At 41.6% G+C, this 16,307-nt stretch carries 18 protein-coding genes; 16 read left to right on the top strand and 2 right to left on the bottom strand.

Features of this window, described 5'->3' with window-relative positions:
• The first annotated feature begins 190 nt into the window (after positions 1–190).
• The 5 genes from AC58QC_RS27715 to AC58QC_RS27695 all read left to right on the top strand — a co-directional run bounded on the left by AC58QC_RS27715 (position 191) and on the right by AC58QC_RS27695 (position 4,876).
• Entirely contained in the window at positions 191–1,417 is a 1,227-nt protein-coding gene (locus AC58QC_RS27715; RefSeq protein WP_497418276.1) for a S1C family serine protease, read from the top strand.
• A 70-nt stretch (positions 1,418–1,487) separates the two neighbouring features.
• Positions 1,488–1,655 carry a CxxH/CxxC protein gene (locus AC58QC_RS27710; protein ID WP_063795715.1) on the top strand — a complete coding sequence of 56 codons (168 nt, stop codon included), beginning with the start codon at positions 1,488–1,490 and terminating at the stop codon, positions 1,653–1,655.
• A 337-nt stretch (positions 1,656–1,992) separates the two neighbouring features.
• Entirely contained in the window at positions 1,993–2,472 is a 480-nt protein-coding gene (gene rlmH / locus AC58QC_RS27705; RefSeq protein WP_497418275.1) for a 23S rRNA (pseudouridine(1915)-N(3))-methyltransferase RlmH, read from the top strand.
• Positions 2,473–3,180: 708 nt separating this feature from the next.
• The gene (locus AC58QC_RS27700; protein ID WP_497418274.1) at positions 3,181–3,903 is read left to right on the top strand and encodes a glycosyltransferase family protein; all 723 of its coding nucleotides are present in this window, start codon (positions 3,181–3,183) and stop codon (positions 3,901–3,903) included.
• A gap of 190 nt (positions 3,904–4,093) precedes the next feature.
• The gene (locus tag AC58QC_RS27695; protein ID WP_497418273.1) at positions 4,094–4,876 is read left to right on the top strand and encodes an FkbM family methyltransferase; all 783 of its coding nucleotides are present in this window, start codon (positions 4,094–4,096) and stop codon (positions 4,874–4,876) included.
• A gap of 102 nt (positions 4,877–4,978) precedes the next feature.
• Here AC58QC_RS27695 and AC58QC_RS27690 read toward each other — a convergent pair whose 3' ends face one another.
• Entirely contained in the window at positions 4,979–5,566 is a 588-nt protein-coding gene (locus AC58QC_RS27690) for a hypothetical protein (RefSeq protein WP_497418272.1), read from the bottom strand.
• Between the two features lie 1,000 nt (positions 5,567–6,566).
• Between AC58QC_RS27690 and AC58QC_RS27685 the strand changes: the two genes are divergently transcribed.
• The 8 genes from AC58QC_RS27685 (at position 6,567) to AC58QC_RS27650 (ending at position 13,197) form a co-directional block, all read left to right on the top strand.
• Positions 6,567–7,253, top strand: a complete 687-nt coding sequence (locus AC58QC_RS27685) for a sensor histidine kinase (RefSeq protein WP_497418271.1) — start codon at positions 6,567–6,569, stop codon at positions 7,251–7,253.
• Positions 7,250–7,819 (top strand): response regulator, encoded by a 570-nt coding sequence (locus AC58QC_RS27680; RefSeq protein WP_497418270.1) that lies wholly within the window; start codon positions 7,250–7,252, stop codon positions 7,817–7,819. Before AC58QC_RS27685 ends, AC58QC_RS27680 begins: the two co-directional genes overlap by 4 nt.
• Positions 7,820–8,020: 201 nt before the next feature.
• Positions 8,021–8,482, top strand: a complete 462-nt coding sequence (locus tag AC58QC_RS27675) for a DUF8821 family protein (protein WP_497418269.1) — start codon at positions 8,021–8,023, stop codon at positions 8,480–8,482.
• 379 nt (positions 8,483–8,861) lie between these two features.
• The gene (locus AC58QC_RS27670) at positions 8,862–10,058 is read left to right on the top strand and encodes an Alp7A family actin-like protein (protein ID WP_497418268.1); all 1,197 of its coding nucleotides are present in this window, start codon (positions 8,862–8,864) and stop codon (positions 10,056–10,058) included.
• Entirely contained in the window at positions 10,055–10,417 is a 363-nt protein-coding gene (locus tag AC58QC_RS27665; protein ID WP_497418267.1) for a hypothetical protein, read from the top strand. Before AC58QC_RS27670 ends, AC58QC_RS27665 begins: the two co-directional genes overlap by 4 nt.
• A 53-nt stretch (positions 10,418–10,470) precedes the next feature.
• A complete protein-coding gene (locus AC58QC_RS27660) occupies positions 10,471–10,929 on the top strand; it encodes a hypothetical protein (RefSeq protein ID WP_497418266.1) in 459 nt (152 codons plus the stop codon).
• A gap of 26 nt (positions 10,930–10,955) precedes the next feature.
• On the top strand, positions 10,956–11,216 hold the full coding sequence (locus AC58QC_RS27655; protein WP_497418265.1) for a hypothetical protein: 261 nt from the start codon (positions 10,956–10,958) through the stop codon (positions 11,214–11,216).
• A gap of 139 nt (positions 11,217–11,355) precedes the next feature.
• Positions 11,356–13,197: a diguanylate cyclase domain-containing protein gene (locus tag AC58QC_RS27650; protein ID WP_497418264.1), complete on the top strand. Its 1,842-nt coding sequence runs from the start codon at positions 11,356–11,358 to the stop codon at positions 13,195–13,197.
• 617 nt (positions 13,198–13,814) lie between these two features.
• Here AC58QC_RS27650 and AC58QC_RS27645 read toward each other — a convergent pair.
• A complete protein-coding gene (locus AC58QC_RS27645) occupies positions 13,815–14,126 on the bottom strand; it encodes a hypothetical protein (RefSeq protein ID WP_497418263.1) in 312 nt (103 codons plus the stop codon).
• Between the two features lie 83 nt (positions 14,127–14,209).
• On the opposite strand from AC58QC_RS27645, the gene AC58QC_RS27640 reads away from it, so the two are divergent.
• The 3 genes from AC58QC_RS27640 (at position 14,210) to AC58QC_RS27630 (ending at position 16,304) form a co-directional block, all read left to right on the top strand.
• Complete coding sequence (locus AC58QC_RS27640) at positions 14,210–14,653, top strand: hypothetical protein (protein WP_497418262.1); 444 nt, start codon at positions 14,210–14,212, stop codon at positions 14,651–14,653.
• A gap of 239 nt (positions 14,654–14,892) precedes the next feature.
• Positions 14,893–15,396: a hypothetical protein gene (locus AC58QC_RS27635; protein ID WP_497418261.1), complete on the top strand. Its 504-nt coding sequence runs from the start codon at positions 14,893–14,895 to the stop codon at positions 15,394–15,396.
• A gap of 239 nt (positions 15,397–15,635) precedes the next feature.
• On the top strand, positions 15,636–16,304 hold the full coding sequence (locus tag AC58QC_RS27630) for a YwrJ family protein (RefSeq protein ID WP_497418260.1): 669 nt from the start codon (positions 15,636–15,638) through the stop codon (positions 16,302–16,304).
• The last annotated feature ends 3 nt before the right edge of the window (positions 16,305–16,307 follow it).

Raw genomic sequence — 16,307 nt, 5'->3', positions numbered from 1 at the left:
AAAGTTTCCTAACACTCTAGTAATTCGGTAAGAGATTTGGTTTACTATTATTGTAGGCAAGAAGCGAGCGAAACATTCCTATTATTTGCAAAAAACAATCGCTGGATAGCTTGAACTTATCACGCATTCATGGATTGAAATAAAGCAAGGCGAGTGAGCTTCAAACCCCGTCAGCGAGGAGGGACCCGAAATGAGTTTGTTTGATGATGATTTTTATTCGACCAAAAGGTCCAGAAGGCGCGAGCCGGTCTGGCGTCCCAAAGGGACAGGGAATTTCACAAGTTTGACGAGCATTGCTAGTCGAAAACGGTATGTTGCCCTCATCGCAGGGGTCATCGGGGCTTTAGGCATGCTCATCGTGGTAGGGATTGTTCAAGCTATTGGAGGAAGTGACTCGTCAGGGACACTTGCGATTCCTGTGGTAGCCAAGGCGGATGTACATCCAATGAATGGCAATGACTCGGTTGTTGCCGCGACGGACAAAATAAAACCAGCCGTTGTCAGTGTCATCTCCTCGAAGAAGGACGACGCGGGGCAAGAAACGGGCATTGGCATCGGATCAGGCGTAATGTTCGCGCGGAACGGTGATAAAGTTCGCATTGTAACGAATAGTCATGTCGTGGAGAACGGGAATCAATTCGAAATCGTGAACTTCGAAGGCGAGCATCGCAAAGCTACGCTGGTTGGTCGGGATCGTATTACCGATTTGGCCGTGCTGGAGGCCGATGGCAAAGACATTAAAGTACTTGCCGAGTTCGGAGACTCCGACACGCTAAGAGCGGGTGAAATGGCGATTGCCGTGGGCAATCCGCTAGGTCTGGGCTTCTCACCCACGGTGACGCAAGGCATCGTTTCTTCGCCAAAGCGGACGATACCTGTATCGCTTTCACGTGAAGGCACCGACTATGACTGGGAGATGGACGTCATCCAAACGGATGCCGCGATTAACCAAGGTAACAGCGGGGGACCGCTGGTTAATATCGAGGGCAAAGTGATCGGCATCAATTCGATGAAGATTTCGGACACGGGTGTAGAAGGCTTGGGCTTTGCGATTCCAATTAATAGTGCGAAACCCATAATTGATAGTCTCATCAAGGACCATAAGGTGAAACGACCGTTGATTGGTGTGTCGACACAGGAGCTGCAAGCTTTTAAAGGTACGGATGTATTAAAGCTGCCTGCAGATGTCAAAACTGGAGTTATCGTCTTCGACGTCTCAGGCCCTGCGAAGGAAGCGGGACTGAAGGCGCAGGATGTCATCGTGCAGTTGGATGATCGCAAGATTGAAAGCACGATTGGGTTGAGAAAATACCTTTACAATGAGAAGAAGATCGGCGATAAAATCAACGTGGTGTACTATCGCGGCGGCAAGAAGCTGACGACGGTGCTGACGTTGGTTGAGGCGACGGATAAGTAATTAAAAGAAAAGATCAGATTAAGTGCAAGAAAAGAAATCTACAGAACCGTTGCGGATGAGAGGTACTAACATGCATGTCGTTTGTAAAGATCATGTGGAAATAGCCATAGATGAATTTGTTGATGAGTATGAGGAGGCACCAGACGTTGTGGATTTGCAGAAAACCCACTTCGCCCACTGGGCACCGCCTGAGCACTGCGAGCATTGCCAGTCATTATCACGTTTTCTAATTGTTTGAGGGGAGGCCTGTGGGCCTCTTTTTTTTGCTTTTTTGAAGGCTGGCTGGTTCTGTGAAGTTGTAAAATGTACAACAATAATGAGGTTTAGCTGAGTATTTCGGAGCTATGTTGTAAATTGTGCAACATTTTTCTGGGGAGATCGGGGATTTTGCAGGTTTTGAGGCAGTTATGTTGTACAAAGTGCAACATCATTGCTGAGAAACTAGTAAACATGAATATCTTGTTGTACAAAATACAACATAGGGGAGCTAAGGTGGTACTGATTAAGGAATTGGTGTGCTTATGGGACGAATGGTATGATGAGGAGAATGATGGTTAGATGAAAAGGGGCACGTTATGCATATACAGATACTGACCGTAGGTAAATTAAAAGAGCGCTATCTCGTGGACGGGATCGCGGAGTATGTGAAGCGTCTTGGCCCGTATGCCAAGATGCAGATGATTGAGGTGCCGGATGAGAAGGCACCTGAGAACATGAGCCCTGCTGAGGAGCAGCAGGTGCGGATAAAAGAGGGCGAGCGGCTGCTGGCCAAGCTCGGTGCGGATGTGTACGTCGTGGCGCTGGCCATCGACGGTGAGATGTGGACGAGCGAGCAGCTAGCGGGCTCGCTCGATAAATTGGCCACCTATGGGCGGAGCCAGGTGGCCTTCGTTATTGGGGGCTCGCTGGGGCTGTCGAGCGAGCTGCTGCGCCGTGCGGATATGCGGCTGTCTTTTGGCCGCATGACGCTGCCTCACCAGCTGATGCGGCTGGTGCTGGTGGAGCAGATTTATCGTGCGATGCGGATAAATCGCGGGGAGCCGTATCACAAATAGGGCGAAATATTTGGGCCTTAACACTAATCAGGAGTAGAGTGAGAGGGCCTTCAGCTATACGAACGGGCAGGATAGCGTAATCACTTTGAAGTATTAAAAGAAAATACTTCAATCTCTAGTGGATCAAGCGGAAACCACCATCTGAAGCGAGAATTTGTTCCGGTACTCATCATTTTCGGAACTTTCGACGTCAAATCACCAATGTTTTACAGGTGTTTGCGGGTGGTGTCAGCTACGCTGGTACTACCCTATTTTCGGTTGTTAAGCGGTATATATTTAACGATTTGGAATTTTATCATCTACGTCAAAGTGACGCAAAAGACATCTTTTGCGTCACTTTTTCTCTTTATAGACAACTAAATCCTGTTTTCTTACTCATACCATCGCTTAACGTACAATTTTTCAGAAATGATACGGCACCCAATTATGGTAAAATTTATCTTTTGTCCAATCACTCCCCAAATAAATAACATACATAGTATTTTATAAGATTATAAAATTTCCCATATAATTACAACCGTTAATGTAACTGGAGTTCTAGTGAACAACAAGTAACTGGAAATTCTAAACGGAGTTCCTGTTCCTAATTTCTAAACATCTTTTGGAGCGATAACTGACACTTCAGAGGCTTGTGATCAATTTGCAGGAAAAGCTATTTTTTTGTTTCCCAGACTCATACCTGTTTCATCAAAGGAGGTGTTACAAATTATGTTTGAATATAAAAACCACCAAAGCTTCACTAATATGAAAAACCTAAAAAATAGTTCAAACATTCCTGTAATAGTGATAGTTTTTAACAATATTAGTTATTTGAAAAATATGTTAGAACAATTACAAGAAAAAAAGGTAAAAAATGAAGATATATGGATCTGGGATAATAATTCGACTTACCCCCCTCTACTTAATTTTTACGAACAAGTATCAACCAAATATAATTTAATGAAGAATAATGAAAACTATGGACCTCGTTTTTTTACAGATCCTAAAGTATTAAATTTACTTCCAGATTTTTTTGCTGTAACTGATCCTGATTTATATTTTAACAAAAAAATGCCAGATAATTTTTTAGAATATCTGAAAAAAATAACAATTGATCTTTCAGTCTATAAAGCAGGCCTTGCTTTAGATATTTCTCATGATCCTAATTTTAACGAAGAGTTACGATCGAATAATCAATTTACAGTAAGAGAATGGGAGCAACAATTTTGGTCTTTTCCTCTAAGTCAATATAATAATCCTAAGATTTATAAAGCCCCAGTTGATACAACTTTTGCAGTTTACAACAAAAAAATTATCTATAAAGATTTCCTCGAAGGGGTAAGAGTAGCTGATGATTTTACATGTAAACATTTACCTTGGTATAAAAACAATATTATTTCAGAAGAAGAGAAAAAGCTGTTTAATACTATATGGTCTAATTGGACTCAATAAATAAAATTTTGGATAGTTTGATTAAAGTTACACCTAATAATTTGAGTTCGATACTGACTTATTAACTTGAGTCTTGCAAATTTCGGCACAATGTGCTCAAAGGGCAGACTTGTAGCGTGAACAGTGAAGCCAGCAGTTTAGGCTGGGAGCTTGAGATGACGCGATTCAAGTAGTTAAGGAGATGTGACCGATGACTAATGCTGTAATGTCTATTTCTAAAAACAAAGCTAAGTTTGACGTAGTAGTTAAACCACAAAGTACTGCAGTATGGAATCTAATAAATAAGAATAGTTGGGAAGAATGTACATTTAACATGCTGGACAGATTTCTAAATGAAAATCACAACTATCTTGATATAGGAGCTTGGGTTGGACCTACGGTTTTATATGGAGCACACTTAGCCAAGCATGTCTACGCTGTCGAGCCTGATCCAGTTGCTTTTGGAGAATTGAATGAAAATCTGACTTTAAATTCTCCAATCTCTTCAAAGGTAACTCCTGTCAATGCCGCATTATCTGAAAAAACGGGAACTACTAATTTATTTATAAGAAGTGAATACGGTGACTCCACCCCTAGTCTTATTCCAACTATTTCAGATAATTCATGTACCGTAGATAGCATCACTATACATGAATTAATTAATAAATATAGGATCAAGGATTTGAGTTTCATTAAAATAGATATTGAAGGAAGTGAATATTCTTTAATCCCATCCATGAAGGAATTTTTAGAATTAGAGAAAACGCCTTTATACCTATCTTTACATCCTGCATTCCTCAGAGAAAATCTTCATCGGCAGTATACTTGTAGAACTGAATTAGAATACAATTATGATAAAATAACGAGAAACTTGATAGAAAATTTACGAATGTATAAATATATTTATGATGCTCGTGGAAACCTTGTAAATGAAGAAGTTCTACTAAATGAGGTTAATTTTAAAGAGTTTTTATTTACAAATGAATGTTTGTAAACAACGTTTGACGCCTAATGCGGTTACGGTAACGATTATGAAAACAAAGACTTGATTAGCATGTATTCAAGCTAATCAAGTCTTTTAGTTTTTCTCTGGCGGTTATTCTCCTGCTGATAACTTCTGATCGGTTGCCGGTAGTCGTGACCATGCTTTCCAACAAATCCAGGCCACAGCAATATAGATGAAATACCAAGCCTTATCGTCCGGAGGAGGGGCAAAATTTGCAACAACTCCAATAATAAATAGAAGTCCTGACCATCGTGATATTTTACTAGATGTTAGAATTGAAATACCGTATAAGAGCATCCCTAGATTGAACGTCATGAAAGAGCTAACCATCCCTTCAATTAATGGGGATGGTAAATTTGCATTCACTAAAGCAAGTGAGGGATCTAGAGATTCAATGACCGGTTTAGCGAAAGAAGTGGTCCAAATAATTCCAAAAGCTAACATGAAACCTGCGAACATTATAATGAAACTAAATAAACCAAATTTACCTAGTTCCTTGGATTGAATCAGATAAGTGCTAATTATTCCTAGAAATACCGGAATAGATGCAATTGTAACCATAATATGAGTAATATTCGTGTGGGGATCAATATAACCATATGTGATTGCACACAAACCCACGATTGCACCAATGATACCGACAACTGAGAATGCTCGAATGACTTGATTCAAGGTCATAGACACCATCCCTCCCAATCCTTAAGTTAATCCATAATAATTACATGTCGGAAACAGATATTTGATGTTTATTCGTTGAATCCCCCCCTAATGAAAAATGAATGGTATGACATAAAAAAATACAACTATAATACTTTAGTAAGAATGAAGCATGACTACTTGTGAGATGATCATTGTTGAAAGATATAATTTCGATACAATTGAATTATAAGTCAGGAGCAAAGAAAGAGGGAGAATGAACTTTTTTCACCCCTATTCAATCCGAGTGACGGGAGGGAGGCCCATGTTGCCTCGTCTAATCGAAATCGTGATTCTTATGTATCTAACCGTAAGGTTATGGCGTAGGAATGATCGGTATCTTTTTACCCGTTGGATGAGTGCATGTCTAATTCTCATCGAATTGCAGCAAGTAGCAAGTTGTTTCCAATTGTACATACTGCCCTTTTTACGAGCCACTTCGTATCCAACAATTCAAATTGAAGCGATTGTATTATTTGTATTTTTTTGCTACTATTCGTACGTTTTTTTGTTTCCATATATAGTGATAATGGGATGTATTGCTTTTAAGGATTTAATCTCACGAACGATTGGAGTTATTCTTCTTGTATATTATTTCCAAATCGTTCCTTCCCTTTATTATAGTTACAATTGGTTTTGGCTTAATGCCGCGGGTTCACTATTATTTGGATTTCTGTTTATTGGAGTGATATTGAGGCAAGTGAAAGGCTCGGGTATTGGTATTAATCGAACTCGGTTATTGATCATAAGTTTCGTACCCTTGCTTTTAGTTCCCATCCTCTTTTTTATATTTAATGAAACACCTGATACGGGAATTGAGCAGCCTCTTCTCGAAAGCGGATTTCTAAAGATTCATAATATTAACGAGTACTATAATTCTATTGCCTTATCAATGATCTTTATATTTGTTTACTTCGCTGTGAAGTACGGCAAATTCGGAATTAAATTGTATATTGAGAAGCAGCGATTTGAAAGTTCGATAATGGCAATAAAATCTGGTACAGCTATTCTAAATCACGCGATTAAGAATGAATTGGGGAAGATGGATTATTTAGTTGGAAGAATAAAAGGCCGGCTTCAGTCAAACAATGCCGATCAAATCGAGGAACTGCTTGATCGAATTCCACAGGTCACCAATCATTTGCAACAAATGATCAAACGCATCCAAGATAAAACAGGAGAGATCTCAATTATCAAGTCGGAACAGTCGCTGCACACCGTTCTGGAATCGGTGATTTCTCAGCTAGATGCCTATTTAGAAAAACATCACATTCAGAAGATAGAGGAATTTGATCGGGACATTACATTCAACTGCGATCCAGTTCATCTGCAAGAAGCGTTATTTAACCTGTGTATGAATGCCATCGACGCGATGAGACCCGGCGAAGGAATATTAAAAATCAGAATGACTTCAACCAAACGCAAAGTTATCATAGAAATTCAAGATAATGGAAAAGGGATCCCTAAAGGGCAATTCAACAAAGTGTTTGAACCGTTTTACACAACTAAAAACCATACCAATCACTTTGGATTGGGGTTAAGCTACTGCCATTCAGTCATAAGAAAGCATTCAGGCACTATTAAAATTACGTACTCAGAAATCAATAAAGGTACGACCTTTGCCATTTGTTTTCCGAGAAACTATTTTATAGGAGAGATAATACAATGATTCGTGTCCTGATTGTGGATGATGATCCATTTTGGCGGGAGCAATTGAGACAAGATTTAAATGAAGAGCTGGATATTAGGGTTGTGTCATCAGTGGCTAGTAAAGAAGAAGCATTACTAATAGTTCAGCAGCAGGATGTAGATGTTGTGTTGATGGACATTAATTTAACCGAGGATCAGTTAGATGGAATTGAAGCGACACGATTAATTCATCATCTCACGAATAACAGAACGAAAATAATTATGCTCACGTCTTTCCATGAATCGGATATTATTATCGAAAGCTTCCGCAAAGGGGCAACTAATTATATTGTGAAGTCAGACTATTCCATTCTAATATCAGCAATAAGAGAGGCTTATCTAGGCAGATCCCCCCTGCATGCTGACATAGCTGATGCCATTCGCACGGAGCTTCAGCTATCCTTATTAACACCTATGGAACGGGAAGTATATCAATTGAGAAAACAAGGATTAAATAATTCTCAAATCGCACAGAAATTAACCAAATCAATCAATACAATAAAGAGCCAAATTAAGAGCATTCGGGATAAAATACGTTTCGATTAGGAAAATAGGGAATTGGTTTGTTGGCCCTGTTACGGGAACCTTATCAAAAATGACGCAATTTTTATTGGGCGGAAACAACGGGGTTTATCAGATCCAAAACGAGAACGTTTATATTGAATCATTTTTTGGTATAATATTTGGTAGATAAAGAAGATTAAATTTCTGTTTTTAGAAAATAGTGAGAGAAAACGAGGGATGGAAATGTCGTATATCGTTGATTTTAAAAATGTGTCTACGGTAGGTTTGGAGTCTTCACCTGTAGTAGAAGCGCTTGCAGGTTTACGAGCTAATGAAGCCCGTTACTTTATGAACAAATACGAGCATGAATTTACGGTTGTACCAGCTAGCGAAAGTCAAGAGAACCTTGATTATGTGAACCGCATTTTGCAAGAACGTGATATTGCGTTTGCGGCCAAACCGTTAGAAACGTCGCGTTTTCAAGTGGAAAATATCCAATTTACCTACGTCTTTTATGAGGATGGTCTTTCTATCAATGTCATGTATACGGTTGATGACCCTAAGAAGCGGGCTGTTGGTTTTAAGCTTTCTGAGGGGATGGAGATACCAAAGGAGTTAGAAGCGAAGTTTAAGTTTGCTAGACAGAAGTCTAAACTAGCTGGAACAATACGGGGCTCGTTTTTTGTTATTAAAGGACAATACTAAAGTTATGGAGCCTCTCTCAATTGCTTTGCTATCAAATAGTGACGTTTATCTTTCTGCCAGGAAGCCATTTTGATTTTGGATGGTTCCGGTTTGAGAGGTAGAGAGTGTACGGAATTCAACCACCTTGCGACTGCAGCTTGGTGGTTCTTCTTTTTGTACCGCTGCTGCATCTTAAAGCTATCAAAAACACATCAACTTCAAACTCCAAATGTTAAAGGTTAAAGTTTAAACTTTAAACTTCAAACTCTAACTTTTAAACTCTAAACTTTACTCCCTCTCTCAAATCAAATTTGTTAAAAATTCCTAATAACCCTCCTAAATCTCTTCCCCAATCCGAATCTATTATACTATCTCAAATAGGTTGGGAGAGGAAATAGACATGGCCAAACAGGATATTCTTACCACAACCATTCACTTGTCCATTGATAACGGCAGTAGTCATATTAAAGGCATCTATGACGATTTGAACAACAGCTTTATTTTCCCTAATGTTGTCGCACAACCGTTTGGGGAGCGCTTCCTGTTGATGGAACAAGGAGATCCTTTGGACTTCTTAGATGTGCAGATCACTTCACCGTCGATTGATACGGAGCAATACCGTCATGTCTACGTTGGAAATTTGGCTATCGGGGACGAAGGGATCGTTCATGAGATTGTAGGAGATAAAGCCGTTCAAAAGAAGGCCCAGCGGCCGGAAACGATGGTTACCCTCCTAACGGCTGCGGCATATGCCATTGCTATGAAGCATGAGGCTGCAATTAAACGCGGCAAGAATCGCATTAAGGCTACTGTACACCTAGGAACGGGACTGCCTATCAGAGAGATCACGAAGTTCAGCGAAGAATTTGCTCATAAAATAACAGGGGGTGTTCATTCCATCACGTTTGTTACGACCCCAGGATTTAAAGGAGTAACGGTGGAGATGGAGTTTACGCTGCCATCGGATATTAGCATTGATGACGTATCAGGTGTTTATGACATGGAAGCCACTTCCAAGTCACAGTTGTCACATAAAGGCTTCGGTATAGCGGATGTAGGCGGTGTCGATATGGATATCGCGTTTTTTAGACCGGGGCTAGATCTGGATCAACGGCATTCCACGGGTGCCAAAATCTACTTAAACGATGCATTGGAAAGCATCCGAAATGAGATCAATGCCCAAGGCGAGGAGTTAATCTCCAGCACAGCGGAACTGACACTCATGCTAGTCAACAAGGAGTATGAAATTTACGCTGAGGGTAAAGTTGCTTTTGATATGACGAACCTCGTAAACCGTCACATGCGTATCCTAGCCGAAAAGGTGTTAAAATACGCCCGTAACTCATGGAAACATGTACGTTATGCCAATGAGTTTTGGTTTATCGGTGGCGGGGCGATCGTACTTCAACCTTGGATCGAGAAATTGAATGCCGAACTAGGCCTGCCGATCCGATTCGATAAGTCAGAGTATAGTCAATTCCGCAATGCTCGCGGTACTTTCTTTTTGCTGGAGCATGCCTTGAAGCATACGAATAATGAAGCAGCGGCAAGCATTGAAACCCAGAAGGAAACTGAGGCTGGGAGCGGAGCGGATTGAAGAAACGGAGATCGACTGTTTTGGTGAGTCCGGGTAAGGATGTGACGCTATACATTCCAACAGAAACACCACCAGAGGTCATTGCGTATATGAACCAGTTGAAAGCTGAAGGCATGTTTAGTCATGGCATTATGGATATTTTGATAAAGCATATCCTTCATGAACAATCGCTAGCGACGTTGGTTGGCGAAGAGGCTCCAAATCATGTTATCGAATCGTTCGAAGATGATGATACTTTCTTCACAGCACCTAGGGAAGACCTGGCATCTAGGGATGCCTCGGTTACTAACAGCCAGAAGAACTTTAGTCTGGAAGACATATTTCGGCAAGCCGGCCGGAATGCTGGCAAGCTTATGTAGGATATAACTGGGTGGGGTGAACTCCGATCATTCATGAAAAGGGGGACATCGAAATGTCTAACGGACAAGCACACGAGGGTGCGCGCACTTTTACACTTTCGGATGATATTTTTCGTCAACCAGGCTTAGATTTATGCTCTCAAATGGTCTATATTATTTTGAAAAGCTTTGGCTCTGAGTCGAACTTTCCTCAGCTATCTGAGATTGCCAAGCTTGGTCGAATGACAGACAAGCAGGCGATAAAGGCATTGCAAGACCTTGTAGAACTAAGAATTCTGCCACATAAACTGTTCCAGCGGATGGTTGGTGATTTTCAAGATGACCGTCTCTCCTGGGCGGCCAAGGGCTTGCTTATCTTTTGCAAAGAGAACCCGCATATTCACTTGCATGACTTGCTAGAATTAACCAGTCAATCGGGCGAGGATGAGCTTAGCATTCTTAATTCGCTACGAGAGTTAAGTCAACACGGCTACCTGGATGAATACCCAGAATGGCGACAAATCGCGAACTGAGCCAATTGAGGATGGTTTGGGGTCAAATGAGACACACTAATGCGTATGCCAAGGTAACGCGTTTGGCAACCCAACCATTTACGCTAAGAGGTGATCATGTGAGCGGTAGAAATAATAAGCCGGATAATGACGGACCAGCAGGGAAGCCAGGCAGGCTTGACCAGTATGGCGACAAGCTGGGTTCGAGTAATGAGGCAGAGTTTGCAGCGGCAGTCGAGCAGGCTTGCGAGGTTTCCTCGACGGAGAATATGACCGAGCAGGGGCAACAGCAACAAGAGGCTGAGTAAGAACTTAAAAAGTAAGACCATCCTACGTTTAGGATGGTCTGTTTTGTTTCTTATGGAAATAGAGGGTATTCTTTCACAAGAGGAGATCGGAATCTTTTGTCGAATCATGTAATAAAAACGATTCTTTTTGGAGACCTAAATGAACCCTACTCAAGCTTCTAAAATTGCAGTTCATAACTTATTAAACATGCCAGCGAATCGTTCACAACGAAGATTTGTCTTCATCATTGGTGCAATCGTTAGCTTTATTTCGATGCTTTCAATACCTTATGCCCGAGTGAAGCTATTGGAATTGCAAGCGTATCAACCAGCGATCTTTTCGACGGTTATTTGCTTTGAGTTAATTACGGCTTACGTTTTGTACAGTCAATTCCGGATCAGCCGAGCACCTTCCGTAATCGTGCTTGCTGCGGGGTATCTCTTCTCCAGCGGCATGAGCTTGATGTATCTACTGACTTTCCCTGGCATATTTACACCGTCAGGCTTGTTTCACGCGGGCACTCAGACAGCACCTTGGATCTATCTATTCTGGCACGTGGGATTCCCGTTAGCTATTTTCGTATATATACTGCTTGAATATAAATGTAAAGATGTACAGCTAAGCCAACAGAGGGCCCGGAATGTTTCGGTGCTAACAGTGTTAGCCGTAACTCTTCTTATTAGCGGGTTTACCGTTCTTTCAACGTATTTCCATGATCGGATGCCAATTGTTTTCCTTAACGGAAGTCTCAAACCATTGTTCACATATGGGCTTGGATTGCCGATCGTGTTGTTCAGTGCGATTGCCCTGGTGCTCTTTTATAGGATGACACGGGGGAGTACAGTGACCGCGGCCTGGCTTTGTGTCGCTCTGCTTGCGTCATTACTTGATGTAGCCATTGTCCTTTGCGGTGGGGGCAGGTTCAGTGTCGGCTGGTATGTGGCCAAATGGAACACGTTCGTATGTGCGAATGCGGTATTGTTGGGTATGATTTATGAATTTACTAAAATGTATGTAAGCATGACGGAACTGTATCGCAAAGTGACCGAAAGCGAAAGTAGATATAAAGTCCTATTCGGTGAAAGCCAGTTGGCGGAACGGAAGATTGCCAAACAAAATGAGATCATCGAACGCATGCTCGAATCCAGCCATGAGGCGATCGTGATGTGCGATGTTCAGGGGAATGTCGTTTTTGCGAATCGGCGTTTCGAGCAGTTGTTTGAAAGACCTCTATTGAACGGCCAGAAGCTAGCGGATTACTGTGTAAGCATGAAGTCTGCGCATGGAACGTTGGCTGGTATGATTGAGAACTATTTCAAAGGGCGAATGCAGCCGTTTCGCGAGCGAATTTCAATGGTTACGAGTGGAGAAAAGACTAGATATTATGAGTGTTATGTCAGTCCGCTTGCCGATGAAGTCGATGGGACACTCCACGGCCATTTATTCGGCTTCCATAATCGCACGGATGAGGTGCGGATGGTTTATTATGATGAACTGACCGGACTCCCTAACCGGAGATATCTGGGGGAGCGTCTAATGGAAGCATTGGAACGAGCGAAAGACAGCATTGCAACGTTTTCCGTATTCTTTATGGATTTGGATGGATTTAAGAAGGTCAATGATACGTTAGGGCATGAAATAGGGGATCGTCTACTGCAAGAAGTTGCGATCATTCTTCAATTGTGTGTAGGGAATCGCGGCGTATGCGCCAGGTGGGCAGGCGATGAGTTTATCGTTTTGCTGGAGATCATTGATAGTAAGGAGCAGCTGGAAGAAATTGCTCAGAGCATTATTCAAGCTATCCAAGATCTGCGCGAAGTAGATGGGATGGAGATTCATGTTACGGCGAGTATCGGCGTTGCCATTTATCCAAATGACGGCTCCGAAGGGAAAACCTTGCTGCAGCGTGCGGATCAAGCGATGTATGAAGCCAAAATGAGAGGCAAGAACAATTGCTGCTTTTTCACGCATACTTCCGAAAATCGATTAGGTAACCACTAGTAAAAGATGCCACATAAAGCTGCCCTGATTAGGGTGGCTTTTTTTTGTGGAATAAACTTTAATAGGGACCAGAATAGCATATTTTTATAACTCACTAGTTGTATATCACCTGACAGATCGCCTGAATTGATATATATACTGCATGTATATGTCACGTCTACGTAAACGGTCTAGTGTATAGCCCGTATTTCTTCTAAATAGCAATTATAATCTCTAATCGTTTTAAAATGTGCTATTTCACTAGAACAGGCTATTTTATAGGTTCATACACTGTTATTGCATACACCCACATAGATAAATGTTCCCTAGCAGCAAATGCCTACATTTCTGAAAGGAGGGGTTCGTCATTATTAATCGATCGCAAGTATTTTTTAATCCTAGAGCTTTTGGTACGAGAACGTTTCGTATTGAAAAAGTTGTTGCTAAACTTAGTCCGTACAAGGTAAGGGAGAAGGCTGACATCTCCCAATCTCAAGAAAGTGGCTTAGAGGAACTTTGCATAATATGCAAACGGAAAGAGCCATGCAAATGTACGAAGCATAAGAAAAAGAAGAGAAAAGCATGCCACAAGGTAAAAAGAAGGCATAAATGTAAAAAACATCACTGTAAGCGATGCCCTAGGGGACCAGTGGGGCCAGCAGGGCCACCAGGGCCACCAGGGCCACCGGGGCCAGCCGGACCAGCCGGACCAGCAGGACCAGCGGGGCCAGCGGGGCCAGCAGGGCCAGCGGGACCACAAGGGCCACAAGGACCGAAGGGACCAGAAGGGCCAAAAGGACCGAGAGGACACGAAGGGCCAGAAGGACCGAAAGGACCGAGAGGACCAGAAGGGCCGAAAGGGCACGAAGGGCCAGAAGGACCGAAAGGACCAGATGGACCACCAGGATCATCAGGGCCACCAGGACCACCAAGGCCGCCAGGACCACCAAAACCTAAACCGCCAGGACCTCATAAGCAGGAAGATAGGTCTAGCAACGAGGGCTGTAAATGCTGCCACAATGCGAATGATGCCATGCAAACTCATCTAAATCAACTCAAGAATATTAAATTGAAAGAGCTGCACACATTAGACTACTCCAATGGGAAATATTCGAATGTGAAAATTATTTCCGCCGAGAACCGTATATTAAATTTTGCAAGCAACGGAGTTGAGCACTTTGTACCTATTCATCTTATTGCAGGCTTAGAGATATGGGCGGGAGATTTCGATAGTAAGATGTTGAATGATACAGAAAGCGCCGATAACAGCGAAAGCTCAGCTATGATGAATTTGTTCAAGCCACTAGTCGGTAAAGCGAAGGTCGATTTCAACACATTAGCCGAACAATTAAAGGATGTATCCAATGCGGCAGTGATCGGACTTAACGAAGGAACAGTCGTATTGTCCACGCGAGATACCGTGTATGTTGTTGCCTTAAGCAGCATTTCTGATATATCCAATACCAAAAATATGTAATTATGGGAAATAAATAAGGTCCTCTCCACGTCAATAGTGAAAGTGTTTATCTAAGAAGATAACTGGTTCTCTATTGATCGGAGGGGATCTGTGTTTATATCCACGTACAAATACCCTCTAGTGATAAGCGTGGAGTTTTTAAGAGACGGGTCATTCGTTTAGTACAAACCGTTGCCGGGTGCGTATATATACATCATGCAAGAACAACTAACCACTACCTGAAGGGGGAAATGATTATCATGGCATTTGAATATTCTGTGCTAATGGGCAAACAAGTAAGACTTGATCGTGGAGGTCCTGAGTCGAGACAAGGTGAGATTGTTGCAGTGGGTTTTGATTATGTCGGTATTTATAATGAGAAGGATGGACTTATCTACTACAACACGAGTCATCTGAAGAGTATCACAGTAAATACCAAGGACTCTGTAGAGTATTTAACAGCTGCACCGGCGCATCCTGAAGCATTAAAAGTTATGGAAGCTGACAATTTTGTTGGTTTGTTGAAAGGCATGAAGAATCTTTGGTGCCAAGTAAACCGTGGTGGCCATGAAAGTGTTCAAGGCGTTTTAGCCGATACAAATGATGATTATATTACCATGGTTGTAAACCATGAATTGGTAACAATTTTTAACTTTCATATTAAGAGCATGTCATACGGTATCAAAAAGGAAAATCAAGAAGAGAAAAAGGAACAAAAACAAGATAATAGCGAGAAAAAACAAGATAATAGCGAAAAAAAATAACTCGTATCTGAATCAGACTAATAGGTGGGAGGAGAGGGAGATATGCTGATCATTCTGTCCCTAGCAGGATCGATATTTACAGCTCTCACCCTCCCTCTATCGCCTAAGCAGCATAAATTGGAAAGTATACTTAACAATTGCGTATCTATTTTATGAATTGGACCAAAGGTCGTTCCTGTAAGTCTCTTATGTTTATATGTATGGACGGGCTGGCTATAGAAATGAGAGGGGGGACATTGATGGATCTTTTTCAGAAGAAGCTAGGAGAGGTTATTGATGTTGAATTGCTTGGTGATAAATGGCATACCGGTATTCTGGTGGATGCAGGGCAAGATATTCTAGTTTTATATAACGGGGACCGCTATATCTATATTCCTTCTTTTCATATTCTCAATGTCAGTATGAATACCAAAAAAAGTTCAACGGATTTCTCTGCGCTTACTGAAAAGCCAATCCATAGTGACAAAATTTCGTATAGGAAAATATTAATGAATTCCAAAGGGGTATTTACAGAAATTTTTGTTTCAGGGTGTCAGCCCGTGCATGGTTATATTACCCATGTCATGACGAATTATTTCGAATTTTATTCCCCTGTGTACAAAACGATGTTTATACCGTTAAATCATTTGAAATGGCTTACTCCATATAATGACTACCAAACACCTTACCTTCTGGATAAGAAATTTTTTCCTGTTAATCCTTCCGATTTGCCCCTATCTCGCTCCTTCGAGGAGCAGCTGAAAAAGCTGGAAGGTAAAATAGTTGTTTTTGACTTGGGGAGAGCCCCCAGTAAGATAGGATTACTAAAAGAAATTGAAAACAATATTGTCCACATGACTACAGCGGAAGGCAGGACCTTTTATACAAACATTCAGCATATTAAAAGCGTCCATTCACCGACCATGTAACAA

Source organism: Paenibacillus sp. J22P51, assembly GCF_059692215.1.
This window is presented reverse-complemented; position numbering and strand designations above follow the sequence as displayed.

Excerpts from the sequence above, each read along its gene's own strand:
- AC58QC_RS27680 (WP_497418270.1), top strand. The coding sequence starts at position 7,250 with ATGATTCGTGTCCTGATTGTGGATGATGATCCATTTTGGCGGGAGCAA.
- AC58QC_RS27635 (WP_497418261.1), top strand. The coding sequence starts at position 14,893 with ATGGCATTTGAATATTCTGTGCTAATGGGCAAACAAGTAAGACTTGAT.
- AC58QC_RS27690 (WP_497418272.1), bottom strand. The coding sequence starts at position 5,566 with ATGACCTTGAATCAAGTCATTCGAGCATTCTCAGTTGTCGGTATCATT.
- AC58QC_RS27640 (WP_497418262.1), top strand. The coding sequence starts at position 14,210 with ATGCAAACTCATCTAAATCAACTCAAGAATATTAAATTGAAAGAGCTG.
- AC58QC_RS27715 (WP_497418276.1), top strand. The coding sequence starts at position 191 with ATGAGTTTGTTTGATGATGATTTTTATTCGACCAAAAGGTCCAGAAGG.
- AC58QC_RS27710 (WP_063795715.1), top strand. The coding sequence starts at position 1,488 with ATGCATGTCGTTTGTAAAGATCATGTGGAAATAGCCATAGATGAATTT.
- rlmH (WP_497418275.1), top strand. The coding sequence starts at position 1,993 with ATGCATATACAGATACTGACCGTAGGTAAATTAAAAGAGCGCTATCTC.
- AC58QC_RS27630 (WP_497418260.1), top strand. The coding sequence starts at position 15,636 with ATGGATCTTTTTCAGAAGAAGCTAGGAGAGGTTATTGATGTTGAATTG.
- AC58QC_RS27695 (WP_497418273.1), top strand. The coding sequence starts at position 4,094 with ATGACTAATGCTGTAATGTCTATTTCTAAAAACAAAGCTAAGTTTGAC.
- AC58QC_RS27655 (WP_497418265.1), top strand. The coding sequence starts at position 10,956 with ATGAGACACACTAATGCGTATGCCAAGGTAACGCGTTTGGCAACCCAA.
- AC58QC_RS27650 (WP_497418264.1), top strand. The coding sequence starts at position 11,356 with ATGAACCCTACTCAAGCTTCTAAAATTGCAGTTCATAACTTATTAAAC.
- AC58QC_RS27700 (WP_497418274.1), top strand. The coding sequence starts at position 3,181 with ATGTTTGAATATAAAAACCACCAAAGCTTCACTAATATGAAAAACCTA.
- AC58QC_RS27670 (WP_497418268.1), top strand. The coding sequence starts at position 8,862 with ATGGCCAAACAGGATATTCTTACCACAACCATTCACTTGTCCATTGAT.
- AC58QC_RS27675 (WP_497418269.1), top strand. The coding sequence starts at position 8,021 with ATGTCGTATATCGTTGATTTTAAAAATGTGTCTACGGTAGGTTTGGAG.
- AC58QC_RS27685 (WP_497418271.1), top strand. The coding sequence starts at position 6,567 with ATGGCAATAAAATCTGGTACAGCTATTCTAAATCACGCGATTAAGAAT.
- AC58QC_RS27660 (WP_497418266.1), top strand. The coding sequence starts at position 10,471 with ATGTCTAACGGACAAGCACACGAGGGTGCGCGCACTTTTACACTTTCG.